Source organism: Methanolinea sp., assembly GCA_030055515.1.
Lineage (GTDB): Archaea > Halobacteriota > Methanomicrobia > Methanomicrobiales > Methanospirillaceae > Methanolinea_A.
Map to the genome: position 1 here is coordinate 169,813 of JASFYI010000004.1, position 26,509 is coordinate 196,321.

Below are 26,509 nucleotides of genomic sequence, written 5' to 3' on the forward strand. Positions count from 1 at the left end.
GATAAATCTGCTCCTATGAGAAAGAATTGATTCACAGGCGTCTCAGCTTGTGGTCGACCTTCCTGAAGAAATTCTTGCCGGCGTCCACGAAAAGGGCGGGCTGTTCGGCCATGATCACCTTGAGGCGCGCCCTCGTCCCGAGTTCGAGGGTCTTCTGCCCGTCGATGACGAGCGTTGCGGGTTTCGCACTCTCGATGCAGACCTCCAGGTCCCTGTCATTGCTTATCAGGTGGGGGCGCGAGGAGAGCATGTAGGGCGCGAGGGGGACGAGGAGGAATCCCTGGATCCGGGGATCGACGATGGGTCCCCCGGCACTCATCGCGTACGCGGTAGACCCGGTCGGTGTACTGACGAGGAGGCCGTCGGCCCTGAAACTCTCTGCCTCGATCCCGTCCACGAAGGTGACAAACCGGAGCATCTTCGCGGGGCGGCTCGTCACGACGAGGGCCTCGTTCAACGCCTCGCCGAGCACCGTGCCCCCCGACACGAGCGCAATCCTCATGCGTCGTTCCGTTCCAAAGCCCTCCCCAAGCCTCTCGAGGAAGGGTATTGCCTCCTGCGGCTCGAGGTCTGCGAGGAACCCCACTTCCCCCCAGTTCACGCCGATGACGGGGACCTGCCGGTGCATCTGCTGGATCGTGTGGAGTATCGTGCCGTCACCGCCCACGACGATGACGATGTCGACGCTCGCGTCGAAGTGCCACGCGGGTTCGATCCCGAGGGCACTCGCCGTCGCCGGTTCGAAGGAGACGTCGTGTCCCAATGTCCTCGCCTTCTCACCGAGACCCTTCGCAAAAGAGAGTGCCCCTGGTTCATCGACCCGGGCAACGAGCGCGATCCTCATGGCACACCCCTGCGACCCATCAACGGAGGTACTCAATCACCTTGTGGTGCAGGACACCGTTCGTGGCGACCATGCACCTGCCGATGGTCACCTCGTCCGGGAACCGGATGGGCCGGCCCTCGAGGTCGGTCACGATTCCCCCGGCCTCGGTGCAGATCAGCATCCCGGCCGCGGCATCCGTCACCTTCAGTGTGCCCCGCAGGTCAATAAACCCATCTATCCTCCCGCACCCGATGTACGCGAGCTCGAGCGCCGACGCCCCGAGCATCCTCCAGCGGCGGATCTTCTGCCCGATGTGCATGACGCGGCGTGGATCGAACTTCCGCCCGTAGACGCTCATCGCGCTCTCGTCGAGGCGGGATGTCCGGGAGACCGAGATGCGCCTGCCGTCGAGGAACGCCCCTTGTCCCCTGACTGCCGTGAACGTCTCCCCGCCGGCGAGGTCGTGGACGAACCCCTCGAGGACCACCCCGTCCTCCGCGTACGCGATGGAGATGGCATAGAATGGGATCCCCGCGACAGCGTTGTACGTCCCGTCGATCGGGTCGAGGAAGATGGTCCCCTTCTCCCCCCCGCACTCCACCCTGCCAGCCTCCTCGGAGACGAGGGTCCTGCACAGGGGGTTCTCCTCCAAGAACGAGATTACGCATTCCTCCGCGACCCTGTCTATCTTCTTCGTCGGGGTGCCGTCGGCCCCGATGCAGAGGGTGGTCCCCCCCTCCCTCGTCCCGACCAGCCCGCGTATTCTCTCGCGGATATCCCGGGCAAGGTGGTGGCAAGCCTCGAGAAACTCCATCGTGCCAGATCCGACCGTTTCTGTAGGAGTATTTATCTGGTGATATAAAGATACATCATGATCGCATTTTTGCGCGAGAGTGAACCCAGATGAAGGAACAGACCGAAATAGGGAAGCTCAAGGAAGGCCGGTACATGGTGATCGACGACGAACCGTGCAAGATCCTCGGTATATCCATCTCGAAGCCCGGCAAGCACGGTGCCGCGAAGGCACGCATCGACGCGGTGGGCCTTTTTGACGGGGTGAAGAGATCCATCGTCCAGCCTGTCTCGGCAAAGACGTACGTCCCCGTCGTGGAACGAAAGAGCGGGCAGGTCATCACCATCTCCGGGAATATCGCCACACTCATGGACATGAAGGATTTCACGAACTTTGAGATCGAGATCCCGCCGGACAAGGCAGACAAGATCGAGGTCGGGAAGGAAGTTCCCTACATCGAGGCACTCGGGAAGAGGAAGCTCGATATTGAATAGCCACGGGAATATATCCCCCACGTTTTTCCCGCGGGCGGACCCACCCGTCGCGTCCGTCACCACGGAGGCCCGGTTTTTCAATATTTTCCGAGGTACCGCTCGGGGACCTTGACCTCCATCTTGAACGAGTGGATCATGTGCGTGGTGATGACAAAGTAGTATGACCGGGGGTAATCGACCTCGTAGAATTTCTCTACCCAAGGCCTCGGGTCGTAATCCTTGTTCTCCTTCCAGAATTTCGCGTTCAGGCCACCCTGTGGTTCTATCCTCCGCACGAGCGAGCCGTCTTTTGCATCTCTCACCTCTATCGAGAACGAGGGGAATACCTCCGAGGCGAGGTAATCTGCAACGCCACCCATCTTCGAGGACGTCTGGCCCACGAACGTCGTCTCCCACGGGTCCACCGTGTAGTGGAGTTCCCAGTAGGGGAAAGGCATCGTGATGGTCTGGGTGATACCCCCGGCGTTCGACTGGATCGTCGCGTAGGTGAGTAATTTCTCGACCGGGGGAGTCATTTCAGGGAGTCGGGTGAAGGAAGGTGTCGTCGGCGGCGGTGTCAGCGCGACGTACCCGAGTGTCTGGGGCTTCCCGCTCCACGTGGGCGTGGGGGAAGGGGTGGTGGTGCGCGGGGGGTAGGTCACCGTCGCCCGGGGAACCTGCGTGGGGGGTGCCGGGACGGGGGGCGTTTCCGCCGGGGAGAGGCCCGGGATGGGGGGGAGGCTCATGTCGATGGGTTTTCCCGTCATCATGGGCTTGACGACTCCCGCGAGGATGACCATCGCGGCGAGTGCCACGAGGAGGATGGCGACATCCCTCCGCTCCATACCGGATTATTTCGCAAGCGTGTTATATAAGGGAGACGCCGGAGGAAGGTGCACGCGCCCGGCAACACCCGCTCGATTCGCGCCCGCGGAGACAGGGAAGAGATTTTCCGGGAATCCCACATTTTTTCCCCACCGGGATTCAAATAACCTCCTAGAGGGGGAGGAGCGAGGTGACACGGGGAAAAACCCTTGCCTGCTACACGGACGGGGCCTCCCGCGGGAACCCGGGACCGGCAGCCGCCGCGTACCTCGTGGTCGACGGGGAAGGCGGGGTCTTGGAGAGTCACAGTACTTTCCTCGGTGTGAAGACCAACAACGAGGCAGAATACCACGCGGTCATCGCTGCCCTCTCGGCGGCCGGGAAACACGGGGCGGGAAATGTCCGCGTCTACTCGGACAGCGCCCTCGTCATCAGGCAGCTGCGTGGGGAATACAGGGTGCACGAACCGAGGCTCAGGGCCCTGCACGCGGAGGTGAGGCTGCTTGAGCGTCCCTTCGCGGAAGTCGAATACGTGCACGTCGCCCGCGACAACCCGTGGATACGGCTTGCCGACAGGATGTGCAACGAGACCCTCGACGGGGTACCACCGCGAGGAAAATGAAGGAATCGCCAGAATGATCTACATTTTTCTCCCTTTCTGCACAATGTTATTGCCGCATGATGTACTATCACCGGGGATTCCCATGACTGGAGAGGCAGACAAGAAGCGGGAAGAGTGCGGTGGAGTTTGCGAAGGGTGCCCCAGTGCACAGAGCTGCGACAGCGAGAAGAAGACGGCGAGGGGTCTCCCCCCGAAAGCCGAGATCGACGTCGACCACGTGATCCTCGTCCTCTCTGGGAAGGGTGGCGTGGGCAAGTCCACCGTCGCGGTCAACCTCTCGTTCGCCCTCTCCACCCACGGATACCAGGTGGGACTCCTCGACCTCGATATCCACGGTCCAAATGTCCCCAAGATGCTCGGACTCGAGGGTCACCACCTGACGACCCTCGGCAGGATGATCCAGCCCGTGAGGGTGACGGGCAACCTCGCGGTCGTTTCCATGGCATTCCTCCTCCCCGACAGGAGCACTCCCGTGATATGGCGCGGTCCGATGAAGATGAGCGCCATCAGCCAGTTCCTCTCGGAAGTTGACTGGGGCCACCTCGATTTCCTCGTCGTCGACCTGCCACCGGGAACGGGGGACGAGGCGCTCTCCATCGTCCAGCTCGCACCGAACGTGAGGGGTGCGATCATCGTCACAACCCCGCAGGAGGTGGCCACGATGGACGCGATGAAAGCCGTCAAGTTCGTCGAGAAACTCGGTGTCCCCGTCCTCGGGATCGTGGAGAACATGAGCGGCCTCGTCTGTCCCCACTGCAAGCAGGAGATCGACCTCTTCGGCAAGGGTGGGGGAGAATCGATTGCGAGGGAACTCGGCGTGCCATTCCTCGGGAGAATTCCCCTCGACCCCGAGGTGCGGAAGGCGGGCGACGAGGGAAAACCATTCATCGTCCTCCACCACGACAGTCCCACGCGAAAGAGCGTCGACAAGGTCATGGAAGAACTCGTCAAGGTGGTCGAACAGTAGATGGACATGCGGGACGTTCTCACGGGTGGCAGTGAACCCCTCGACATATACGACGACATCCTCCCGGTCCTCGAGGATGTCGCCCTCCTCCCGTGGAAGATCGAGAGCATCTACCGGAAGGCGAGCACCTACGACGAGGGCCGCCTCGATCGCCTGAGGTTTGCCCTCGTGAGGATCCAGGTGTACGCGGATGTCCACCGCAACGAGGACATGGAGAGGGCACAGGCGATCAAGTACGCGTCCGTCGTCCTCGAGAAGGTGATATTCGGCTCCCTGATGCTCGGCCACGAGGAGATGGAGAGGGAGTGATCGGACGCTCACCTCCCCTCCGGGCAATCCACCCGTGCGCTCTCCTCGTGGCCGCGGGAGAGTGCAGGACAAGCCACAAGGCCCGTGATTTTCACATGAATTTGGCCATTCCTCCACGGGTATAACCAACCCGCGCGGCAAACCGGAGGCCACCTGCCATGACCGGGACGGAAAAATACTCTTTCATGGCCCGGGTTCCCGACCACCCCGGTGCACTCCAGAGGGCTGTCCTCGTCATCTCGGGGAACGGGGGAAATATCAACCGTATCCAGTTCGACAGGAGAATAGATCCCACCACCGTCTTCTTCGAGGTGAGTTCGACACCCGCTGCATGGGAGGCCATCGCGTCGGGACTCCGAAAGATGGGCTACCTTCAGGCAGACCTCAGGCCCAAGAGGACCCTGAAGATCTCTGTCCATATCCCCCACGTTCCGGGAGCCCTCGCCGAGTTCCTGAATTACACGACGGCCCACAGGGCAAACATCAACCTGATCGATTTCGATGACCGGGGGAGCAAGCCAAACCTCCTCACGGTGGGCCTGAACCTCGAGGACGAAGAGGAGATTGGACAACTCCTCGACGAACTCAAGTCACGGTACCGGATAGAAGTCGACGAGTACGAGACAGACGGCCACTACCTCGACGACACGGTCTTCTACCTCCGGTTTGCCCAGTCACTCCGCGAGATCATCGGGGGAGCAGAGGATTCCTTCCTGCTCTCCCTCCTCGGTGATATCAACCACGTCGCCCAGGAACTCATGAACAGGGGGCAGGACCCGCACGTGGTCTTCGAAAGCGTGAGGAAGACGGGGGAGACACTGAAGAGAACGCACGGGCCGGGTTTCTACGCGGATGTCCAGCGGGTCCCCCTCGCCGACGACCTCGTCCTCCTTTGCATCCAGCCCCCGTGCGGCGGCTCGGTATTCCTCCTCGACTCTCCCGCGGAATGCGTGATGGTCGATACCGGGTACGGGATCTACGCGCACGACATGCAATGGCTCGTCCAGAAGATTGCCCCCGGAGCACTCGGGAGACTCACGCGGATAATAATCACGCACGCCGATGCCGACCACTGCGGCGGGGGCGGGTTCTACGATGTCCCGGCATTCATGCACCCGGGGACAAGGGAGATCATCCTCGTCTCGAACAGGGCGTACGGTTCCCGCAACCAGGCGTCGGTGCTCGAAGAGGTCTACACGTCCCTCATCAACCTCTTCTCCCGGTTCACCCCGCCCCTCTCCCCGGTGCTCTTCCCGGCGGGAAGGAAGGGAATGAGGGGACCGTTCCCTATTCTCGACACGTGCACCGTCGGGAGGCACTCGTTCGAGGTCCTGGAAGGCCTCGGGGGGCACCTCTACGGCCAGGTATACCTCTTCTCCCCCGACCTCGGCGTGTTCTTCGCCGCGGACACGTTGATCAACATGGACTTCCTCACACCCGAGAGAGCGGAGTACAATTCCCTCGCCGTGAACCTCGTGACGTCGGTGAACGTCGACAGCGAGAAGGCACGCGAGGAGAGAGGGGCGATCGTGGAGATCGCGCGGGCGATCTCGGGGCCTTTCTCCCACGGCCGGGTGAGATGTCTCCTCTGCGGCGGGCACGGCCCCGTTTCCGTTCTCAGGGATGGGCGCCTCGTCCCCGCCGTCCCGTGCGAGAGGATCGCTGCAGGAGGCGTGAGCGGTCACCCGTGAGCGAGCAGGGCCACGAGACTGCCCTTGGGGAAAAATCCCGCGGGTGACATGTTGCAATGCACCTCTCCCGAGCGTATCCATATATCTATCATAGAGAAAGGACAAGATTTCCCGGGGAAGGAATGACATCCAACAGGGTCCAGGAGATGATGTGCCTCATGGCAGAGCGCATTGAGGCCATCGCGAACTCGCTCTCGGACGAGGAGGTGGAGGAGTTCCTGAACGAGATCCTTGGTGCCCGGCGGATCTATGTCATGGGAGCCGGGAGGTCGGGACTCGTGGCCAAGGCGTTCGCCATGCGCCTGATGCACCTCGGCCTCTCGAGCTACGTGGTGGGAGAGACGATTACCCCGGCCATGCGCCCGGGAGACCTCGTTGTCGTCTTCTCGGGTTCGGGAAAGACAAAGACGGTCGCCGATATCGCGGAGACCGCAAAGGAGATCGGGGGGAGGGTGGCGCTCATCACGTCCGACAGGAACTCGCGGATCGCGAAGATCGCCGATACCCTCGTCATCATCGAGCACCACAGGGACAAGGTGAGAGACGAGGGCGCGGAGTTCGAGATCCGGCAGGTCATGGGCGAACACAAGTCATTCGCGCCCCTCGGCACGCTCTTTGAGACCGCGGCAATGGTCTTTGCGGATGCAATCATTTCCCGCCTCATGGAAATTACCAAGACGGACGAGAGGGAACTCAAGGACAGGCACGCGAACATCGAGTGAGGAGGAGTGGTTCATGGAGAAGGCAAGGTGCACGGAAAGGTGCCGGAAGATAGAGATCTCGGGAATCAGGAAGCTCTTCGAATCCGCGGGGCCGGATTCCATCAACCTGGGCCTTGGACAGCCCGATTTCGATACGCCGGCGCACATCAAGGAGGGCGCGATGGCCGCGATCCGTGAGGGGAAGACCGGGTACACCCCGAACATGGGAATCCCGGAGCTCCGGGAGGCACTCTCGCGCAAGTTCAAGGAGGAGAACGGGCTCTCGTATTCCCCCGACCAGATCATCGTCACCGCGGGCGCGAGCGAGGCACTCCACATCACCATGCATGCCCTCGTCGAGCGGGGCGAGCGCGTGCTGTACGCGGACCCCGGGTTCGTCTCTTACGCAGCACTCGCGGTCATCGCGGGGGGGAGGCCCGAGGGTGTCCCGCTCGATGCAGAAATGCACATCGACGTGGAAAAAGCAAAAGAAATGATGGACGGTGCCCGGCTCTTCATCCTCAATTCCCCCGCGAATCCCACCGGTGCAGTGGAACCGGAAGAGAACATCAGGGCAATCGTCGAGTATGGCAATGACCGGGGTGTCACGATCGTGAGCGACGAGGTGTACGAGCATTTCATCTACGGGCCCCCGCACAGGAGCGCAGCACTCTTCGGGGAGGACGTGATCACCGTGAACGCGGCGAGCAAGACGTTTGCCATGACGGGCTGGAGACTCGGGTATGTCGCGGGGCCGCGTGAATACATCGAGGAGGCACTCAAGGTCCACCAGTACTGCCAGGCGTGCGCGACCTCGATATCCCAGTACGCGGCGCTCGCGGCGTACACGGGGCCCAAGGACTGCGTCGCGACGATGAGGGACGAGTACCGGGCGCGGCGGGATTACCTGTACCGGGAGTTGCGCGACATGGGCTTCTCGTTCCCGCAGCCCGAGGGAGCGTTCTACATGTTCGTCCCGTTCGGCGAGGATCTCACCGCGAAGATATTGAAATCGGGGGTCGTCGTCGTCCCGGGCAGCGCGTTCGGATCCAATGCCCCGGGGCACGCGAGGATTAGTTACGCAGCGAGCCGCAGCACGCTCCGTGCCGCGGTGGAGAGGATGAGGGCTGCCATCGGGGGGTGAAGAACGTGGTGAAGGATCTCCTCGTCAGGCTCTCGAACGCCCACGGCGTCTCCGGGAGCGAGGAAAGTATCGCGTCGATAGTGAAGAAAGAGCTGGAAGGTTTCGTGGACGAGATCACGGTGGACCGCATGGGCAACGTCGTCGCGGTCAAGAGGGGGGGACCGTTCCGCGTCATGCTCGCTGCCCACGCAGACGAGATAGGCCTGATGGTCAAGTCAGTCGACGAGAAAGGATTCATCAGGTTCGTCACCCTGGGGGGCTGGTATGCCCCGACCCTCTACAACCAGAGGGTGATCCTCCACGGGTCGAAAGGACCCGTGACGGGCGTGCTCGGGGGGAAACCCCCCCACAAAATGGACGAAGAGGAGAAGAAGAAAGGCGTCAAGGTCGAGGACATGTTCATCGACGTGGGTGCCCGTTCACGCGAGGAAGTGGCAGAGCTCGGTGTCACGGTCGGCACGCCGGTCACCCTCGACCGCGAGGTCGCATTCCTCGCCAACGGGCGGATCACGGGAAAGGCATTCGACAACAGGGTGGGAGTCGCCCTCCTCGTGAAGGCGATGCAACAGGTCGAGTCGCCCCACACTGTCTACGCCGTCTTCACGGTCCAGGAAGAGGTGGGCCTGAAGGGGGCACGGACCAGTGCCTACTCGATCAACCCCGACTGCGCCATTGCGACGGACGTCACCATACCGGGGGACCACCCCGGGATAGAACTGAAAGACGTCCCCGTGGAGATGGGAAAAGGCCCCATCATCACGATAGCAGACGCGAACGGCCGGGGCCTCATCGCGAGCCGCGCGATGGTCAAGTGGCTCGCGGACACGGCCTCTGCGTGCGAGATCCCTGTCCAGTTCGAGGTCGGGAGCGGGGGGACGACCGACGCGACCGCGATCCACCTCGAGAGGGGGGGTATCCCGAGCACGACGCTCTCGATCGCGAGCCGGTACATCCACTCTCCCGTCGAGGTCGTCGACATCTCCGACATCGAGAACGGGGTGCGGCTCCTCGTCGAGGCGCTCAGGACGAAACCAGCGCTCTGACAGGCCACCCGGGGCCCGGGGACTGCTGGTGCGCGATATAGTACTCGCGCACCGGATTGTGACCTAGACCCCCGTCACCTTGGGATAGCCTTGCGGGACCCGGTTCATGGCCCCCGGGTACCGCAGGTATCCTTTGTTTCCCGGTTAAATTCCCCGTTTTTCCACGAATTTTTCCCCGGGATCGGGAACCGTCCAGGCTCGCACCATTCCGGGATCCGCGTTTTTGCCATGTCGGAAGCGTGAAAAAAACTCTTTTACTCACGCAGAAGAGAGAAAGTTTTAAATAGATAAGGGAAGAGGATATGGTGAATACATCTGTTTGGGAATCGGAGTGATTCACTTACGATTTCCATTCGGGGAATGTATACAAAATGCACTTGAGGTACCCGTATGACAAGTGGAAGAGGGCTGCAGATAGTCATAGCCATGCTCATGCTTTTCCTGTGCGTGCTCCCGGTCGCGGCGGCACTTGGCATCACAGGAATCAACCCGCCCGTGGGGCTGAACACGGAGGAACTGTTCATCGCCAATGTCTCGGGAACTGACTTTCCCGGGCAGGCCGAGGTCTCGGTACTCCTGAACAGGACGGGAGAAGCGGACATCGCGGCGAAGAGTGTCGTCGTGTCGACACCTTCCTGGATCATCTGCATTTTTGACCTCCGGGAACAGAAGGCAGGGCCGTGGAACGTGGTCGTGGTCAATACCACGAGCGGCCAGACGGCGGTGCTCGAGGGTGGTTTCCAGATCGAGAACCCCGCTCCCACGGTCACCTCCATCACGCCGGACTCGGGGGAGAATGCCGGGTGGTCCGAGATCACGGAGATCTCCGGGAGTAACTTCCTGCCCAACGTTGCCGTGAACCTGACGAGGGGCACGACGGTCATCCCGGGCGCCAACGTGACGCGGGCGAGCCCCACGAAGATCACCTGCCTCTTCAACCTCACGTCCGCGGAGACCGGGCTCTACAACGTCACGGTGACGAACGAGGACGGGAAGTCCGCGACGCTCGCAAACGGGTTCCGGGTCCGATACCCAGTCCCGGTTGTCACTTCCATTCAACCCGCATCGGGGAAGAACAACGAGGTGATCGGGATCACGAACCTCTCGGGCTCGGGGTTCATGCAGGGGGTAAACGTCACGCTGCGGAGGACGGGGCACGCGGATATCCCCACCATAAACGGTGCGATCGTCGAGTCTCCCCGCAAGATCCTCTGCTTCTTTGACCTCAACGGCGCGCACGTCGGGCAGTGGGACGTGGTCGTGGTGAACCCCGACGGGCAGAACGGGACGCTCCCGGCCGGCTTTACGATTTACTACCCCGATGCCCCCGCCGTCACGGGGATAACCCCGGGCACCGGCCCGAACACGGGGCTCGTCTACGCGAACGTGACGGGCAGCGGGTTCCAGGAGAACGCGACGATCGTGCTCACGAGGGGACCGGTCGTCGTCCCGGGAACCGTTCTCTCCACGGCCGGGACAACCCTCGGCGTGAGGTTCAACCTCACGGGAGTCCCCGCGGGGACCTACGATCTCACCGTGACGAACGAGGACGGCCAGGGGAGCACGAAGGCCAATGCATTCACCGTCACGAACCCGCCCCCCACGGTCTCTGCCGTCGATCCTGAATCCGGGCTCAACGACGGGCACGTGACGATCGACGTCTACGGGACGGGTTTCCTCCCCGGCGCGTACGTCTCGCTCTGGAGGGGCGCGGTCTCTTTCGGGGACAACGGCACTGTATTCAATAGCACGCACCTCCGGCTCACCGTCTCGCTGATAGGAAAGCAGGCGGGTCTCTACAACGTCACCGTGACGAACACCGACGGTCTCTCGGGGACGAAGGCGGACGCCTTCACGATCCTGAACCCTGCACCCCGCGTGATATCGGTTGTCCCGGCAACGGGAGAGAACACGGGACCGATCAGCGACGTCCTCGTCACGGGGGAGAAGTTCCTGCCGGGAGCGAATGTGACCCTGCGGCGCACGAACGAGACCCCTGTCCGGGCCGATCCCGCGACGTGGGTCAACTCGACTGCAATCCGGTGCACGTTCGACCTGACGGGGATGACCGCGGGAATCTGGACGCTCGAGGTGGAGAACCCTGACGGACGGACCAGCACGGAGCACGTGACCTTCACCGTCACGAACCCCCCGCCGAACCCGCAGGCGATAGTCCCCGACTCCGGGCTGAATAACGGGTCCATCCTCATCACGGGCCTCACGGGGAGCGGCTTCCTCCCGGGAGCGAGCGTGAAGCTGAGCCGGGCAGGGGTGGGTGATATCCAGTCCACGTGGGTCGATGTCAACGCAACCACGCAGACGATCATGTGCGTCTTCAACCTGAACGGAGCTCGCGTGGGGTACTGGGACGTGGTGGTGACGAACACCGACGGCCAGTCCGGATCGCTCCCGAACGGTTTCTTCGTCCGGTACCCGGCAGCCCCGTCCGTGTCCGCGATCGAGCCTGCATTCGCCCCGAACACCGGACCGGTCGCAATCACGAACCTCTCCGGTTCCGGGTTCCAGTCCAACGCGACCGTGAAACTCGTCCGGACAGGACACACTGACATCGTCGCGACGGCTGTGAACGTCGTGGACCAGGGGAGGATTACCTGCACGTTAAACCTTTCAGGGGCCAATCCCGGCACGTGGGACGTCGAGGTGACGAACGAGGATGGCCAGTCCGGGACACTCCAGAACGGGTTTGAGGTCCGGTATCCCGCACCGGCCGTGACGGGCATCGAGCCGAACAAGGGGAACAACAACCAGGTCGTCGCGATCACGAACCTCTCGGGGAGTAACTTCAGGAGCGGCGCGACCGCGAGGCTCGTCCGGGCCGGGCACTCCGACATCGTCGCTGCCGGAGTGAACGTGGTCAATTCCGGGAAGATCACGTGTTCGTTCAACCTGACCGGCAGGGAGGTCGGGAACTGGGACGTGGTCGTCACGAATACCGACGGCCAGTCCGGGACGCTCGCGAACGGGTTCACGATCGAGTATCCCGCACCTGTCGTTTCCTCTGTCCAGCCCTCCAAGGGTGCGAACGACGGCCTCGTGGAGATCACTGCCATCACGGGCAACTACTTCAGGGAGGGTGCGACCGTCACCCTGACGAGGACAGGAGTCGCGCCCATCCAGGCAACGAACGTCACCGTCATTAATGCGACGGCCATCAACTGCACGGTAAACCTCCTCGGGAAGACCGTCGGACTCTGGAACGTGATCGTGACGAATCCCGACGGGAAGTCCGGCCAGCTCACGAACGGGTTCCAGATCCTCCCGCCGCCGCCCGTGCCTGACTTCACCGCGAGCCCGGTCTACGGGACAGTCCCGTTGACCGTCCAGTTCACGGATCTCTCCACGAACAACCCGACCGCATGGATCTGGGACTTCGGCGACGGGACCCAGAGCGGAGTCCTCGACCGGAACCCCGTCCACACCTACAACGCCATGGGGACCTACAACGTCACGCTCACGGTCTTCAACCAGGGTGCACCGGAGGGACGGAGCACCACGAAGAGCGGCTACATCACCGTGGTGAGGACGCCGGTCGCCGACTTCACTGCCACCCCCACATCGGGCAACGCCCCCCTGCTCGTCCAGTTCACCGACACGTCGATGGGCAACCCGACGGGGTGGACGTGGAACTTCGGCGACGGGAGCATATCCACGCAGCAGAACCCGTACCACCTCTACACCAAGCCCGGCACGTACAACGTGACGCTGGCCGTGAGGAATTCGGCCGGGAGCAACTCCGTCACGAAGACCGGCTACATCACGGTGAGAGCACTGCCGGTCGCTGACTTCTCTGCCAACCGGACTTCCGGCGCAGCACCGCTGGTCGTGAAGTTCACCGACCAGTCGACAGGCGGCCCCACGGCGTGGACGTGGACATTCGGGGACGGGAGCGAATCCACGGAGCAGAACCCTGTCCACACCTACGCTGCGCCGGGCATCTACACGGTTAAGCTCGAGGTCGCAAATGACGCGGGAACGTCCTCGAAGACACGGACAGGGTACATCACCGTCGGCGAGGGGCTGCTCGCCGCGTTCACGTACACCACGAGCAACCCGGGGAACTACGCCCCGCTCACGGTCGCGTTCACCGATGCCTCGACCGGTTCGCCGTCCCTGTGGACGTGGACCTTCGGTGACGGGCGCATGACGACAGAGAGGAACCCCATCCACACCTACACGGCGATTGGGAACTACACGGTCACGCTCACGGTCTCGGACGGGTTCAGGAGCAATTCCACGTCCCAGACGATCGAGGTGAAACCGAGACTCGTCGCGGATTTCAAGGCGGAACCCTCAAGGGGATCCGCGCCCCTCCGCGTCCAGCTCACCGACCAGTCAATCGGGTCGCCCAACTCGTGGAGGTGGGTCATCATCCGTGACGCCTTCAACATGACGGTCTTCGATCCCGGGAATGCCGTTGAGACTTACACGTTCAACGAGCCCGGCTCGTACGACGTCCTGCTCACGGTCTCTGACCCTTACGGGAATTCGGACTCGATCCTCAAGCACGACGTCGTGCACGTCATCCCCTTCCCCTGATTGAAGGGGAAAATTCTCATTTTTCTCGAGTAATCGGGTTTTCGTGAATTCGAAAGAGCCCATTTACCGCTCAAACGCACCTTTTTCCCACGGTGAGTGTCCGGGGGACTATATCCACGCGAGGAAAAGAGATTTTCCGGGGCGGTCACCCTCCCGCCTTCGCCTTCAGCTCCCTTATCATGTCCCTGAACCGGATCGCCTCCTCGAAGTCGAGCCGCTCTGCGGCCTGGACCATCTTTGCCTCGAGTTCCACAATGACGTTGGGGATCTCCGCCCTCGGGACGTGGCGGGTATCCCTGATGTCGACTTCCTTTTTCGGGACCGGTTTCCTGATGGTCTGGGGGACGATCCCGTGCCGGGCATTGTACTCCATCTGGATGGCCCTCCTCCTCTCGGTCTCCGCGACCGCTGCCCGGATCGAGTCCGTGACGGTATCCGCGTAGAGAACCACGCGCGAGTGGGCGTTCCGGGCGGCCCTCCCGATGATCTGGATGAGGCTGCGCGTGTCCCGTAGGAACCCCTCCTTGTCGGCGTCCAGTATCCCGATGAACCCTACCTCCGGGATGTCGAGACCCTCCCGGAGGAGGTTGATCCCCACGAGGACGTCGAACTTCCCCAGCCGGAGTTCCCTGATGATCTCCACCCTCTCGAGGGTGTCGATCTCCGAGTGGAGGTACCTCGTCCGTATCCCCTTCTCGGACAGGTAATCTGAGAGCTCCTCGGCGAGCCTCTTCGTGAGTGTCGTGAGGAGGACGCGGTCGCCGCGGGCGATCGTCTCCCTTATCTCCCGGATGACGTCGTCAATCTGCCCCTCGGTGCCGCGGACGACGACCTCGGGGTCGACGAGGCCCGTGGGGCGGATGATCTGCTCCACGACCTGCTGGGAGTGGGCAAGCTCGTAGTCCCCCGGCGTGGCAGAGACGAATATCACCCTCCGCATGAACTGCTCGAACTCGTGGAACGTGAGCGGCCGGTTGTCGTACGCACTCGGGAGGCGGAACCCGTAATCGACGAGTGCCTTCTTCCGGGACCGGTCCCCGTGGTACATGCCGTGGAGCTGGGGAATGGTCTGGTGGCTCTCGTCGATGAACATCAGGAAGTCGTGGGGAAAGTAGTCGAGGAGGCAGTACGGCCTCTCCCCGGGCCGCCGGAAGTCGAAGTGCCGCGAGTAATTCTCGATGCCCTTGCAGGTCCCCGTCTCCTCGATCATCTCGATGTCGTAGAGTGTCCTCTGCTCGAGGCGGTGGGCCTCGAGCATCCCGAGTTGCGGCAGCCTCTCGCCCAGTTCCTGCCTGATGGACTCGATTGCCCGCTTCTGGACCTCGCCGGGCAGCACATAGTGGCGCGCGGGGTAGACGTGGAAGTACTTGAGTGCCTCCTTCACGGTCCCGGATGACCGCTCTATCTCGAGGATCCTGTCCACCTCGTCGCCGAAGAGCTCGATCCTGATGATATCGTGGTAGTACCCCGGGACGATGTCGACCGTGTCTCCCCTCACCCTGAACCTGCCGGGCTGCAGCTCGAGGTCGTTGCGCTCGTACTGTGCCTGCACGAGCCTCTCGATGAGTTCCCTTCGGGATACCCTGTCGCCGACCTTCAGCTCGAACCCGAGGTTCCGGAAGTGGTCCGGTCTCCCGAGGCCGTAAATGCACGAGACAGAGGCAACGACGATCGTGTCAGGGCGGGAGAGGAGGGACGCGGTCGCCGAGAGGCGCATCATCTCGATCTTCGGGTTGACCTGGGCGTCCTTCTCGATGTACTGGTCTTTCTGGGGTATGTAGGACTCCGGCTGGTAGTAATCGTAGTAAGAGACGAAGTACTCGACCCTGTTGTCGGGGAAGAACTCCCGGAACTCGTTCCACAGCTGCGCGGCGAGGGTCTTGTTGTGGGCGATGACGAGGGTCGGCTTCTGGACCCTCGCGATCACGTTTGCCATGGTGAACGTCTTGCCCGAACCCGTGACGCCGAGGAGCGTCTGGAAACGGTAGCCCTTCTCGATACCCGCGACGAGCTTCTCGATCGCTTCCGGCTGGGAACCCCTTGGGGGGAAATTCGCCCTGAGCGAGAACGCTGTCACCGGATCACCCTCTTGGACCTAAGGAGCCTGTGGTATGTGATCGCAAACCTGTGCGCCTCGTCCCTTATCTGCTGGAGGAGGAGCGATGCCTCGTCGTTCTTTTCAATCGCGAGGGGATACGAAGATCCCGCCACGTAGACATTCTCCTCCCTCTTCGCGAGGGCAACGAGGGGAACGTCGACGTTCAGGCCCCGTAGCCGCGCTTGGGCCGCGCGGAGCTGGGCAATACCCCCGTCGACCACGACGAGGTCGGGGAGATCCCCACCCTCCTTCAGGAGCCGGCTGTACCTCCTCTCCACGATCTCCCCTATGGCTGCAGGGTCATCCACGCCCTCCACCGTCTTGATGCGGAACCGCCTGTAATTTTTCTTATCGGGGCGGCCGTCGTGGAAACGGACCATCGATCCCACGACTTCGGTCCCCGACAGGTGGGAGACATCGAAACACTCGATCACCCTCGGCAGCACGTCGAGACCGAGCTTCTCCTGCAGCTGGACGAGCCGGAGTTCCTCGCCGAGGTGCGCGACCTCGATGTTCCTGCGGACGAGCGAGAGGAGCCGTTTCTTCGCGCCAATCTTCGGGACGGTCACCGTCACCCTGCTCCCCCTCCGGAGAGAGAGGAACTCTGCCATGTCCTCGCCGGGATCGTGCGGCAGGATGACCTCCATTGGGGGGGCGGTCTCCGAGTAGTACTGGACGAGGAACTCCTCGAGGACCTCGTCGCCCTCCTCGAAGATGAACTCCTTCTTGTCGACGACGGTACCTTTCGAGAGGGAGAAGACCATCATGTAGACCGTTCCCTCGTGCACGACGTAGTTGACGACGTCCTCGTCGACGTCCCGCCTGCGCGAGACGTCCTGCCGCTGCGAGAGGTGCTCGAGCGCGGCGATCCTGTCGCGGAGGACGATCGCGCGCTCGAAGTCGCAGGCCCGCGCGCATTCCCGCATCTCGTCCCGGAGCGCTTTGACGAGGTCAGAGGCCTGCCCCTTCAGCACCGTGGAGGCCTGTCGGACGAGGCGGGAATACTCCCCGGGCGAGATCTTGCCCCTGCAGGGCGCACTGCAGGTCCCGAGTGACGCGCGGAGGCACCCCTTCTTCCGGAGCGTCCTGCAGCTCCTCAGGCGGAATACCTTCTTCACGACGGAGAGTACCTGGTCCCTCTCCTCCGCGGAGGTGAACGGGCCGAAGTAGGTCCCTCTCCCCTCCATCTTCCGCGCGATGGTGATCCGCGGGAATTCCTCGTCGGTGAGGAGGATGTACGCGTAGCTCTTCGCGTCCCGGAGGTTGATGTTGAAGCGGGGCTGGTGCGCCTTGATGAGGCTGTTTTCAAGGACGAGTGCTTCGACCTCGTTTGCCGTGACGATGAAGTCGATGTCCGCGATCAGGCTCACCATGCGACCGATCCGCTCGCCGAGGTCGCGGCGCGAGAAGTAGCTCTGGACGCGTTTCCTCAGGTTCTTTGCCTTTCCCACGTAGATGGTCGTGCCCGCGGCATCGCGGAAGAGGTAGCAGCCGGGGAGCTCGGGGAGAGTGTCTGGACCTTTCATCGGCGCTCGAGTACTTTCCGGAGGAATTTCCCCGTGTGGCTGCGCGGGTTCTCCGCGACCTCCTCGGGGGTGCCGGTCGCGACCACGTACCCGCCGTCGTCTCCACCCTCGGGGCCGAGGTCGATGACGTAGTCCGCGGACTTGATCACGTCGAGGTTGTGCTCGATGACGACGACGGTGTTGCCCTTGTTGACGAGCTCGTTGAGCACCGCGATCAGCTTCTTCACGTCGTGGAAGTGGAGGCCCGTGGTGGGCTCGTCGAGGAGGTAGATGGTCCTCCCGGTCCCCCGCTTGGAGAGTTCCCGCGTGAGCTTTATCCTCTGGGCCTCGCCGCCGGAGAGCGTCGTCGAGCTCTGGCCGAGCTTGATGTACCCGAGCCCCACGGCGGAGAGTGTCTCGAGCTTGTGCCTGATCGAGGGGATGTGCCCGAAGAGCTCGAGGTTCTCCTCGACCGTCATGTCGAGCACCTCGGCGATGTTCCTGCCCTTGTACTTGACCTCGAGCGTCTCGCGGTTGTACCGCGTCCCCCTGCACTCCTCGCACTCGATGTACACGTCGGGGAGGAAGTTCATCTCGATTTTTATCATGCCATCGCCCTCGCAGGCCTCGCACCGCCCTCCCTTCAGGTTGAACGAGAACCTCCCCGGCTTGTAGCCCCGCGCCTTTGCTTCCTTCGTCTCCGCAAAGACCCTCCGGATCTCGTCGAAGACCTTCGTGTAGGTCGCGGGGTTGCTCCTCGGCGTCCGCCCTATCGGGCTCTGGTCGATCACGAGGACCCTGTCGATGGGCTCGTCCATAGTGAGGGACTCGTATTTCCCCGGGTTCGCGCGTGACCTCGCGAGGACCTTCTGGAGCGCGGGGTAGAGCGTGTCGTAGATCAACGTGGACTTCCCTGAACCGGAGACACCCGTGACGACCGTGAAGACGCCGAGGGGTATCTGGACGTCGATCCCCTTGAGGTTGTTCTCCCTGCAGCCCGTGATGCGGAGGAACTTTTCGCTCCTCCTCCTCTCCGCCGGGACCTCTATCTTGAGCTTGCCCGCGAGGTACTGGCCCGTGAGGGATTCGGGGTTCTTCTCTATGTCTTCCGGCGTGCCCTCCGCGACGATGTACCCGCCGTGGATCCCCGCTCCCGGCCCCATGTCGACGACCCAGTCCGCGCTCCTGATCGTGTCCTCGTCGTGTTCCACGACGATGAGGGTGTTCCCGAGGTCGCGGAGCGTGCGGAGGGTGTCGATGAGCTTCTGGTTGTCGCGCTGGTGCAAGCCGATCGAGGGCTCGTCGAGCACGTAGAGGACTCCCACGAGGTTCGATCCGATCTGGGTTGCGAGGCGAATCCTCTGGGCCTCGCCGCCGGAGAGTGTCCCCGCACTCCGGGAGAGCGTGAGATAGCCAAGGCCGACCTTCTCGAGGAACTCGAGCCGGGCGATGATCTCCTTGAGGATCTGCCGGGCGATCTCCTGTTCCTTCTCGCTCAGCGGGAGGTTCCGGAAGAACTCGATCGCCCTGCTGACCGGCATGTCGGTCACGTCCGCGATGGACTTTCCCGCGACCCTGACCGCGAGGACCTTCTCCTTCAGTCTCTTCCCCCTGCACTTCGGGCACTCGGATGTCCGCATGAACTTCTCGAGTTCCCTCTTCCTGTACTCGGACTGGGTCTGGCGGTAGAGGCGTTCGGCCTGCGGCACGAGTCCCTCCCACTCGCCCGTGTGCGACCACTGCGCGTTGCCGCTCCTCGTGTTGAGCGAGAACCGGATGCGGTCGCGCGACCCGTACATGAGGATGTCGTATTGTTCGGGCGTGAGATCCCTTATCGGCGTGAGGACAGAGAACCCGTGGTGCCGGGCAACTGCCGCGAGGTACTGGTTCCGGTACCCGTCGAGGTAGTTCCTGTAGAGGGCGACCGCCCCCTCCGCGATCGACTTCGAGGGATCGGGGATGATGAGCTCGGGGTCGAACTCCATCTTGATCCCAAGGCCATTGCACTCCTCGCACGCACCGAACGGGCTGTTGAACGAGAACATGCGCGGCTGGAGTTCCTCGAAGGTGAGGCCGCAGACCGGGCAGGCGAGGAGGGAGGAGAATATCCTCTCCTCGCCCTCGCGGGAGAGCACGACAACGAGACCCCCGGATTTCCTCAGCGCGTTCTCGCACGCCTCCACGAGCCGGGACCTGTCCCCCGTGTCCAGCCTGTCGATGACGACATCGATGTCGTGTTTTTTGTACCTCTCGAGGGGAACCTCCTCGTCGGTCCGGTGGATCTCCCCATTGATGCGCACCCTCGCGTAGCCCTCCCTGTGGAGATCCTTGAAGAGCTGCTGGTACGTCCCCTTCTTCTGCCGGACGACGGGAGCGAGGACCGTGACGGTCCCCCCGATCTCGGACTGTATCCTGTCCGCGATCTTTTCGGGGGACTGGGCCTCGATGCGGGTGCCATGCACGGGGCAGTAGGGGACACCGATCCGCGCGTAGAGGAGGCGCAGGTAGTCGTAGATTTCCGTCACCGTCCCGACGGTGCTCCTCGGGTTCCTGCTCGTGCTCTTCTGCTCGATGGAAATTGCGGGGGAGAGTCCGGTGATCGCGTCCACGTCGGGCTTGTGCATCAGGCCGAGGAACTGGCGGGCATACGCGGAGAGTGACTCGACGTACCTCCTCTGCCCCTCGGCGTAGATGGTATCGAATGCGAGTGTGGATTTCCCCGAGCCCGAGAGCCCCGTGATCACGATGAACTTGTCGCGCGGGAGTTCGACGGTGATATTCTTGAGATTGTGCTGCCGCGCGCCCCTGACGATGAGCTTCTTCATCCCGTGTCGAGAATATCATGTGGGCGCGGGACGATATAGGGATGTCCGTCGGGGTATCGGGGTGGTGAATACAGCACGGGCGTGGATAATTTCCTTGGTAAAAATTTTAAAAAATTCGAGATTTTCAATCTCTGGGACAGGAATTGCATTTTCATATGCAAGGTTTGAAACGCGTCGCGTGAATGTATTTAGCCTTTCCCGACTCACCTATTACCATTTTCCCGTAACGAAGTACCGGCGCAATTGCAAAAAGTCATCACCCCATGAAAGGATTGCAAGAAGGGATCACTCCATGAGCCGCGTCTACGTGATTGGCCACCGCCAGCCGGACACCGACAGCATCGCGAGCGCCATCGGATACGCGGAGTTCTGCAACCGTCGTGGCAACGGGGAGTTCGTTCCGGCGACGTGTGGTCCCGTTCCTGCGGAGGCTCTTTTTGCCCTCTCCACGTTCAAACTCGAACCCCCCCTTCTCATCGAGAGCGTCGAGCCGTGCGTGGGGGACATCCCGTCGTTGTTCCCTGAGAGGGCACCAGCGGGGATGCCCACGATCGATGTCGTGGCCATGATGGAACGATACGACGTGCGGAATATCCCTGTCGTGGACGAGGCCAACCGGCTCCTCGGGATAGTATCGGAACATGGACTCGCGAGGGCATACGTGACACCGAGGATTGAGTTGCCCCTCACGATCGGGCCGATACCCCTCGAAACGATTGCCCGCATCCTCAATGCGAGGGTCTGCCACGCGGGGCACGATACACTCCACGGGAACGTCTCCATCATCATCGACGCGCTCCACGTGGCACTTTCCCGTCTCTCCCCCCGCGATATCGCGATCGTCGGTGACAACGAGCCGACCCAGCTCGCGCTCATCTCCGCGGGGATCGCGGCACTCGTGATCGCCGAGGGTGCCCCCGTAGGAGAGAGGGTGTGCGAGGCAGCAAGGACGCGGGGAACGTCCATCCTCTCGACGCCCCTCGACGCGTTCTCCGTCGGCAGAATGCTCCACCTCTCCCTCCCCGCAGAGAAGGTCGTCGCCACGGACGTCCCCGTGGTATCGCCGGAGGATACCCTCGCACACGCAAAAAGGTTAGTGACAGATTCGAAGTACCGCGCGGCATGCGTCGTGGGAAAAGACGGGACCCTCCTAGGGATGATCTCGCGGAACACGTTCCTCGAGGAGGTGCAGAAGAAGGTGATACTCCTCGACCACAACGAGTTCTCCCAGGCCGTCGACGGGATCGAGTCCGCAGAGATCTTAGAGATAATCGACCACCACCGCCTCGGTGCACTCTCCACGCTCAAGCCTGTCCGGTTCCTGAACGAGCCTGTCGGTTCGACGTCCACGATCATCGCGAGGAAATTCATGGAATCCGGGAATCCTCCCACGCCCCAGACGGCTGGAATACTCCTCGCCGGCATCCTCTCGGACACACTGGTCTTGAAAATGTCCACGACGACGGGAGAGGATGTCTCAGCCGCCGAGTACCTCGCGGGAATCGCGGGGGTAGATATACGGGAGTTTGGATCAGCCCTCATCCAGAGTGGCATGAACCTCGATGGGATTCCCATTGACCAACTCCTCACGCGCGACACGAAACGTTACAGTCTTTTCGGGAAGGATGTCATCATCGCCCAGGTGATGACAGTCTCCCGGGACTACGCGCGAGAACATGCGGGAGATATACAGGCCGGACTCGAGAGGAAGCGGAAGGAAAAGGGGGTGGACCTGTACCTTGCCCTGTTCTCTGACATAATGGAAAATTGCAGCGATTTGTTTGCAGCCGGCGACATGGCCACCCTCGCGGCACTCGGTTACGCGCAGCAGCCAGTCCCGCACCCCGGTGTCATGTCCCGGAAAAAGGACTTCCTCCCCGTGTTCGGGCGCAAGCTGCGGGATTTACAGGAAGGGTAAGGATAATTATTCAACGCTCTCTCCTTCTTCTTCACTCACGATCTGCAGGTCCCACTCTTCCTCGTCGAATTCAAGTGTACCGGCCCCCTCGCAGACAGGACAGGGAATCTTTTCAGGGATTCCATTGCAGGCATCGGGTGGTATCTCGTCGTCCGAGTTTTGCAGGTCTTCTGCCTGCATGTGGAAGTACTTTTTTACCTCTTGCGACCTGAGTTCCTGGCATATCCTGAACTGCTCGTTGGGGATCTCCCCGGTTCCCCTGCAGAGTCGGCAGCGGAGGAGGATAGTCATATGACCTGCACGAGGTACTCAGGGCAGCGAGGAGGCGTTAAATTTTTCGAAAATTACCTTACACATTGTGCCGAATACCAATTGGAAAATCCGGAAGGGAAGGACGTGATGAATGAACAGTGAAAGGGGTGACACGGAGTAGCCCCGCGAGTTCATCCCTCCAGTGTTCCTTTTTCCTAATATCACCGGCATATACCCGAATTGAAGTGCATTTCCTTGGAAAATTTCCTGATAACCCCCTCTGCCCGTGTATATTCAGCGTATTCGATCCACGAAGGTTCCACGGGCACGAATCCCGGGAGGTGCGGGACTTCGTCGAACCCGGGTGAAACGACGCGGACCATGAGCCCTCCTCCTGCACGTGCCCGAACGAAAGCCTCAAGAACCCCCTCTGTTCCATTTGCATCGTTGAGTATCATCTGATCGCCCGAGGAGACTGAATAATCCACTGCGACGTGAGATCGAATGGGGTGGCGGGAAAACCCTGCCGATGCCTCCGTAGCAAATGCTCCATGCGCGATCAGGATCCTGCTCCCCGTTTCCACGAATTCGCAGAACGGCGGGTTGAATGGGGAATCATCAGGCAGGAAAGTACTTGACACGGCATTCTGTTCTGTCGTGTGTGCCGCTGCCGCGTCAAGCGCGAGGTCTTCCGTGAAGATTGTCGTCCCCATATCCTTTTCCGGATGGAATGCCACGTGGGTCACGGAAGCAATGTTACCGCGGTTGTCGCCAACGGAACTGGCACGGATGGCTCTTGCCAGTGAAGTATTCCCACGCCCGGTCTGGAGGACGGCTACGTATCCCACGATGGTGCGTATCTCTCCCGGTGGCATGGGTTCGCCCAGGATTTCGGCCAACTCGGGATCTGCAGTCCAGCCGTAGTGCGGATAGCCCTCCGCATCGAACCAGACCACGAAGATACCGCCAGTGTCAAGGGGCGGATCGTGGAGGGACGTGCTTGACTGTTCCCACTCGACCGTGTTCACGTGTGATATTACTCCCTGGCAGGAGAGGGATGTGGCCGTGTCGATGGAATCCCCAGTCATCCCGTATAAGTTGGAAATCGCTGCATTCGCAGGACTGATAGCGACCGCGATGATGGCAATCACAGTCACGGCAAAATATTGGAATAGGATAGGTGTAGTATGAATTGCTGCACAGGAGTTTCCGTGGGTGCTTATCACTTTAATGTGATCCCTCCTCACGCGATGGTAATCGCATTAAACCGAGTGCACTCGCCCCCGTCAGGATTTCTCACGCTGATCGACCAGATCCCCCTTGCGGAAGGGGGCACGTTCACATACCCTGCGATCTTTGTCGGGGGAGATATCGTGGTGACAGTGACCGGAATAGAACTCGAACCTTGGAATAATTTCGCGTATGCTCCTTTCTGGAAATTGTTCCCGATTATCGCGACATTCGTCCTCGTCCCCTTTCTCAACTTTGCGGGAGCGAACGCCGATATCACGGGCAATGGACCGCGTGAAACGAGAATATAATCCCTGCGAGTGAGGGAACTTTGGCCGCCGTTATTTCCCACAGTGAGTGTCACGGTGTAGCTTCCGGGGGATGAGTAGGTATGAACGGGATCTCTCTCACTGCTCGTTGTCCCGTCACCGAAGGTCCAGTTCCAGTTCATCGGATGATTCTGGGATGTGTCCGTGAATGTGACAGTGAGAGGAGCTCTTCCTGCGGATGGCGACGCGGTAAAATTTGCCACGGGAGGGGATTGAAGGATGGTAAAGCCGGACGGTAGGACTCCGGTCTTCCCATCGGGGTTCGTCACGACCACGTCCCGCGGTCCAGCAACGTGACCTGCAAGGAGGAAGATGCAAGAGATCTCTGATGAAGTAAGAGGAGTGACGTTCCTTGCGTGGATATCCGGTCCCCCCGGCATCGTCAGCTTCACAGAGGGCGGATTGCAAGTATCGAAATTTGCTCCCGATATGTTCACGGCGAGGAATCCGGCTGAGTCCAGACATTTGTCCGGCGTTATTCCCGTGACAATCGGGGCAGATAGGGGTGGATAAACAATTACATAATCCTGCACGGTCGTCGTATTGAGTCCGTCTGGTCCGGAGACAAGGAGGCTCACGGAATAGGTCCCTTCCTCGGAATACGTGTGAACTGGATTTTTAAGTCCTGACGCTGTATCCGTGCACCAGACATCGCTTTTCATGGATGTGTCATTCTGTCCTCCGAGAAGGACGAGCTTTCCATCCGGGAATAGAGCACAAATGTGCAAATACCTGGCAACGGGCGAGGGTATCTCATTCCTCTCGATCGACCAGTTCTCTTTCTTGTTCACAAGCCGGACCATGTCATTTATTGTTCTCCCGGAATTCTCGCCGCCCACCACGAGTATGCTCCCGTCTGGCAGAGCGACTGCACTGTGATAGCACCGCGGGAAGTAAAGAGAGACGTTCATGAGGACATATCTCGTCCAGGATCTTCCGCGATCAGCAGAGAGCCAAAGGTCTCTTGCGTATGAAGAAGAGGGGGATGAAATTCGCCCGGCGCTTATGGCAATACGACCGTCAGGGAGAACGACGCTCGCATGCCCGTAGCGAGGTGTCCAATTGGCGCTTGCGGTCTGCAGCGACCATGTAGCGCCGCCATCCTCGGAGAGCCAGACGTCGTTCTTTGGAGTTTTCCCGTCAAACCCTCCCATGAGAACGATGCATCCGTCCGGGAGCGCAACCGAGGTATGTTTCATGCGTGCAGGCCATGGAGCCTGAGGATTTTGGAGTGTCCAAGTATTCCCATTGTCAAGGGAACGCCAGGTATCGTTAAAATAGTTCTTCCCATCGTAACCCCCCATGAGGACAATACTCCCATCAGGGAGAAGGGCGGTAGAGTGAAAACCGCGGGCTGACCAGCCAGAATTTCCATTCACGAGGGTCCACGTCTTCCCCTTGTCCGCTGATTTCCATACGTCGTTCCTGTAATCACCGCCTCCCATCACGCCTCCGACGAGAATGAGGCTCCCATCCGGCATTGCCACTGCAGAGTGTCCGTATCTGGTGCCCCATGGGGTATGACAGGCTAGTTCCTTCCACTCCGCATTGGAATAGTTTTCATCTCCAAAGTACCATGCCCACGTGGCAATGTTACCGGCCGAGAGGTCTGTGAAATTAACGGTGAGTGGCGCATGACCGTGGGTAGGAGAGGCGGTGAAAGCGGCGATGGGAGTTGCATTACCTGGGAGAAAGAGGAGAGGAATGAGACAGATAACGACAATTGAGATTTCTCGTAAATTTGTCATTGAACGATTTACCTCCCAATTTGGCTTTAATAGTCCAATCGCGACGAGAACGTGGTACCTGTTGATTATCCGGTTAATCGAAAAATCAAACCTTACATTCAACCGGGAAACTTCATTAATTTTATGGAATTGTTCTTATTACCTGAACTTTACTTTCGCCGAAATAGGCGTCATCTACCATGCGGCCGCGGTACCGTCCCTAATAAGCTGTAATTTCAGATCCTGTATCCGCAGAAGATATCTGACGATTTCGAAAAACCTGTGACATCGAAATAAGGAGAACGCTCTCTCGAAATTTGAGAACTCAAAATGGGAGAATTCCCTAAAGATTTCACCAAATTATCGGGATTTTCTCCCGATTTTAAGAAGTCTTCGATAGCTTCCGCTACCAAGCTCCTTTTCGTTTGAGAGTACTCAACTGGACCAGATTGAACAAAAACGATGCAAACACGTTTTTGACATGCACCTCTCCACAGTCGTCACGAGAACGTGATCGTAGTGGAATGTCCGTTTGATCACGGCGAAGACCCGTTCAATCGCTCTCCGTATCCTGCTGATCGCACGATTTCTCCGGGTATCCTTGATACTCAATGGACAACCGCGGACTGCCCTTCTCATTGTTTTATCGATCGAGGCACGGGGTTTCACGCCGA

General features: G+C 60.7%; 20 protein-coding genes. 10 read left to right on the top strand and 10 right to left on the bottom strand.

Going from position 1 to position 26,509, the window contains the following annotated elements:
• Nucleotides 1–31: 31 nt before the first annotated feature.
• Both QFX32_08380 and QFX32_08385 read right to left on the bottom strand, forming a co-directional pair.
• A complete protein-coding gene (locus QFX32_08380) occupies nucleotides 32–844 on the bottom strand; it encodes an NAD(+)/NADH kinase (GenBank protein ID MDI9634051.1) in 813 nt (270 codons plus the stop codon).
• A 19-nt stretch (nucleotides 845–863) separates the two neighbouring features.
• Nucleotides 864–1,640 carry a bifunctional fructose-bisphosphatase/inositol-phosphate phosphatase gene (locus QFX32_08385; protein ID MDI9634052.1) on the bottom strand — a complete coding sequence of 259 codons (777 nt, stop codon included), beginning with the start codon at nucleotides 1,638–1,640 and terminating at the stop codon, nucleotides 864–866.
• Nucleotides 1,641–1,729: 89 nt separating this feature from the next.
• Here QFX32_08385 and QFX32_08390 point away from each other — a divergent pair, with 89 nt between their 5' ends.
• A complete protein-coding gene (locus tag QFX32_08390) occupies nucleotides 1,730–2,113 on the top strand; it encodes a translation initiation factor IF-5A (protein ID MDI9634053.1) in 384 nt (127 codons plus the stop codon).
• Between the two features lie 77 nt (nucleotides 2,114–2,190).
• Here QFX32_08390 and QFX32_08395 read toward each other — a convergent pair whose 3' ends face one another.
• On the bottom strand, nucleotides 2,191–2,937 hold the full coding sequence (locus QFX32_08395) for a hypothetical protein (protein MDI9634054.1): 747 nt from the start codon (nucleotides 2,935–2,937) through the stop codon (nucleotides 2,191–2,193).
• 170 nt (nucleotides 2,938–3,107) lie between these two features.
• Here QFX32_08395 and QFX32_08400 point away from each other — a divergent pair, with 170 nt between their 5' ends.
• The 8 genes from QFX32_08400 to QFX32_08435 all read left to right on the top strand — a co-directional run bounded on the left by QFX32_08400 (nucleotide 3,108) and on the right by QFX32_08435 (nucleotide 13,951).
• A complete protein-coding gene (locus tag QFX32_08400; GenBank protein ID MDI9634055.1) occupies nucleotides 3,108–3,539 on the top strand; it encodes a ribonuclease HI family protein in 432 nt (143 codons plus the stop codon).
• 82 nt (nucleotides 3,540–3,621) lie between these two features.
• Nucleotides 3,622–4,506: an Mrp/NBP35 family ATP-binding protein gene (locus QFX32_08405; GenBank protein MDI9634056.1), complete on the top strand. Its 885-nt coding sequence runs from the start codon at nucleotides 3,622–3,624 to the stop codon at nucleotides 4,504–4,506.
• On the top strand, nucleotides 4,507–4,815 hold the full coding sequence (locus QFX32_08410; protein ID MDI9634057.1) for a hypothetical protein: 309 nt from the start codon (nucleotides 4,507–4,509) through the stop codon (nucleotides 4,813–4,815).
• 158 nt (nucleotides 4,816–4,973) lie between these two features.
• Nucleotides 4,974–6,506, top strand: coding sequence for an MBL fold metallo-hydrolase (locus QFX32_08415; GenBank protein MDI9634058.1), 1,533 nt, complete (start codon nucleotides 4,974–4,976; stop codon nucleotides 6,504–6,506).
• Nucleotides 6,507–6,628: 122 nt separating this feature from the next.
• Complete coding sequence (hxlB, locus tag QFX32_08420; protein MDI9634059.1) at nucleotides 6,629–7,228, top strand: 6-phospho-3-hexuloisomerase; 600 nt, start codon at nucleotides 6,629–6,631, stop codon at nucleotides 7,226–7,228.
• Between the two features lie 13 nt (nucleotides 7,229–7,241).
• Nucleotides 7,242–8,351 (top strand): pyridoxal phosphate-dependent aminotransferase, encoded by a 1,110-nt coding sequence (locus QFX32_08425; protein ID MDI9634060.1) that lies wholly within the window; start codon nucleotides 7,242–7,244, stop codon nucleotides 8,349–8,351.
• 5 nt (nucleotides 8,352–8,356) lie between these two features.
• Nucleotides 8,357–9,394, top strand: coding sequence for a M42 family metallopeptidase (locus tag QFX32_08430; protein ID MDI9634061.1), 1,038 nt, complete (start codon nucleotides 8,357–8,359; stop codon nucleotides 9,392–9,394).
• A 390-nt stretch (nucleotides 9,395–9,784) separates the two neighbouring features.
• Nucleotides 9,785–13,951: a PKD domain-containing protein gene (locus QFX32_08435; GenBank protein MDI9634062.1), complete on the top strand. Its 4,167-nt coding sequence runs from the start codon at nucleotides 9,785–9,787 to the stop codon at nucleotides 13,949–13,951.
• A 145-nt stretch (nucleotides 13,952–14,096) separates the two neighbouring features.
• Here the strand turns inward: QFX32_08435 and uvrB are convergent, their stop codons facing one another.
• Genes uvrB through uvrA form a run of 3 tightly spaced genes read right to left on the bottom strand, consistent with a single transcriptional unit; the run spans nucleotide 14,097 to nucleotide 20,379 of the window.
• A complete protein-coding gene (gene uvrB / locus QFX32_08440; protein MDI9634063.1) occupies nucleotides 14,097–16,028 on the bottom strand; it encodes an excinuclease ABC subunit UvrB in 1,932 nt (643 codons plus the stop codon).
• Nucleotides 16,025–17,575 (bottom strand): excinuclease ABC subunit UvrC, encoded by a 1,551-nt coding sequence (uvrC, locus tag QFX32_08445; GenBank protein ID MDI9634064.1) that lies wholly within the window; start codon nucleotides 17,573–17,575, stop codon nucleotides 16,025–16,027. Before uvrC ends, uvrB begins: the two co-directional genes overlap by 4 nt.
• Complete coding sequence (gene uvrA / locus QFX32_08450) at nucleotides 17,572–20,379, bottom strand: excinuclease ABC subunit UvrA (protein MDI9634065.1); 2,808 nt, start codon at nucleotides 20,377–20,379, stop codon at nucleotides 17,572–17,574. The genes uvrC and uvrA overlap by 4 nt, the downstream gene beginning before the upstream one ends.
• Nucleotides 20,380–20,671: 292 nt before the next feature.
• Between uvrA and QFX32_08455 the strand changes: the two genes are divergently transcribed.
• Nucleotides 20,672–22,297, top strand: a complete 1,626-nt coding sequence (locus QFX32_08455; protein ID MDI9634066.1) for a putative manganese-dependent inorganic diphosphatase — start codon at nucleotides 20,672–20,674, stop codon at nucleotides 22,295–22,297.
• A 6-nt stretch (nucleotides 22,298–22,303) separates the two neighbouring features.
• Here the strand turns inward: QFX32_08455 and QFX32_08460 are convergent, their stop codons facing one another.
• From QFX32_08460 to QFX32_08475, 4 genes are all read right to left on the bottom strand, one after another.
• Nucleotides 22,304–22,588, bottom strand: coding sequence for a hypothetical protein (locus QFX32_08460; GenBank protein ID MDI9634067.1), 285 nt, complete (start codon nucleotides 22,586–22,588; stop codon nucleotides 22,304–22,306).
• 182 nt (nucleotides 22,589–22,770) lie between these two features.
• Nucleotides 22,771–23,577: a hypothetical protein gene (locus tag QFX32_08465; GenBank protein ID MDI9634068.1), complete on the bottom strand. Its 807-nt coding sequence runs from the start codon at nucleotides 23,575–23,577 to the stop codon at nucleotides 22,771–22,773.
• A 215-nt stretch (nucleotides 23,578–23,792) separates the two neighbouring features.
• Entirely contained in the window at nucleotides 23,793–25,958 is a 2,166-nt protein-coding gene (locus QFX32_08470; protein MDI9634069.1) for a kelch repeat-containing protein, read from the bottom strand.
• A gap of 312 nt (nucleotides 25,959–26,270) precedes the next feature.
• Complete coding sequence (locus tag QFX32_08475; protein MDI9634070.1) at nucleotides 26,271–26,474, bottom strand: transposase; 204 nt, start codon at nucleotides 26,472–26,474, stop codon at nucleotides 26,271–26,273.
• Nucleotides 26,475–26,509 lie beyond the last annotated feature (35 nt).

Coding starts and splice junctions, on each gene's coding strand:
- QFX32_08380 (MDI9634051.1), bottom strand. CDS start 844: ATGAGGATCGCGCTCGTTGCCCGGGTCGATGAACCAGGGGCACTCTCT.
- QFX32_08385 (MDI9634052.1), bottom strand. CDS start 1,640: ATGGAGTTTCTCGAGGCTTGCCACCACCTTGCCCGGGATATCCGCGAG.
- QFX32_08390 (MDI9634053.1), top strand. CDS start 1,730: ATGAAGGAACAGACCGAAATAGGGAAGCTCAAGGAAGGCCGGTACATG.
- QFX32_08395 (MDI9634054.1), bottom strand. CDS start 2,937: ATGGAGCGGAGGGATGTCGCCATCCTCCTCGTGGCACTCGCCGCGATG.
- QFX32_08405 (MDI9634056.1), top strand. CDS start 3,622: ATGACTGGAGAGGCAGACAAGAAGCGGGAAGAGTGCGGTGGAGTTTGC.
- QFX32_08410 (MDI9634057.1), top strand. CDS start 4,507: ATGGACATGCGGGACGTTCTCACGGGTGGCAGTGAACCCCTCGACATA.
- QFX32_08415 (MDI9634058.1), top strand. CDS start 4,974: ATGACCGGGACGGAAAAATACTCTTTCATGGCCCGGGTTCCCGACCAC.
- hxlB (MDI9634059.1), top strand. CDS start 6,629: ATGACATCCAACAGGGTCCAGGAGATGATGTGCCTCATGGCAGAGCGC.
- QFX32_08425 (MDI9634060.1), top strand. CDS start 7,242: ATGGAGAAGGCAAGGTGCACGGAAAGGTGCCGGAAGATAGAGATCTCG.
- QFX32_08435 (MDI9634062.1), top strand. CDS start 9,785: ATGACAAGTGGAAGAGGGCTGCAGATAGTCATAGCCATGCTCATGCTT.
- uvrC (MDI9634064.1), bottom strand. CDS start 17,575: ATGAAAGGTCCAGACACTCTCCCCGAGCTCCCCGGCTGCTACCTCTTC.
- uvrA (MDI9634065.1), bottom strand. CDS start 20,379: ATGAAGAAGCTCATCGTCAGGGGCGCGCGGCAGCACAATCTCAAGAAT.
- QFX32_08455 (MDI9634066.1), top strand. CDS start 20,672: ATGAGCCGCGTCTACGTGATTGGCCACCGCCAGCCGGACACCGACAGC.
- QFX32_08460 (MDI9634067.1), bottom strand. CDS start 22,588: ATGACTATCCTCCTCCGCTGCCGACTCTGCAGGGGAACCGGGGAGATC.
- QFX32_08475 (MDI9634070.1), bottom strand. CDS start 26,474: ATGAGAAGGGCAGTCCGCGGTTGTCCATTGAGTATCAAGGATACCCGG.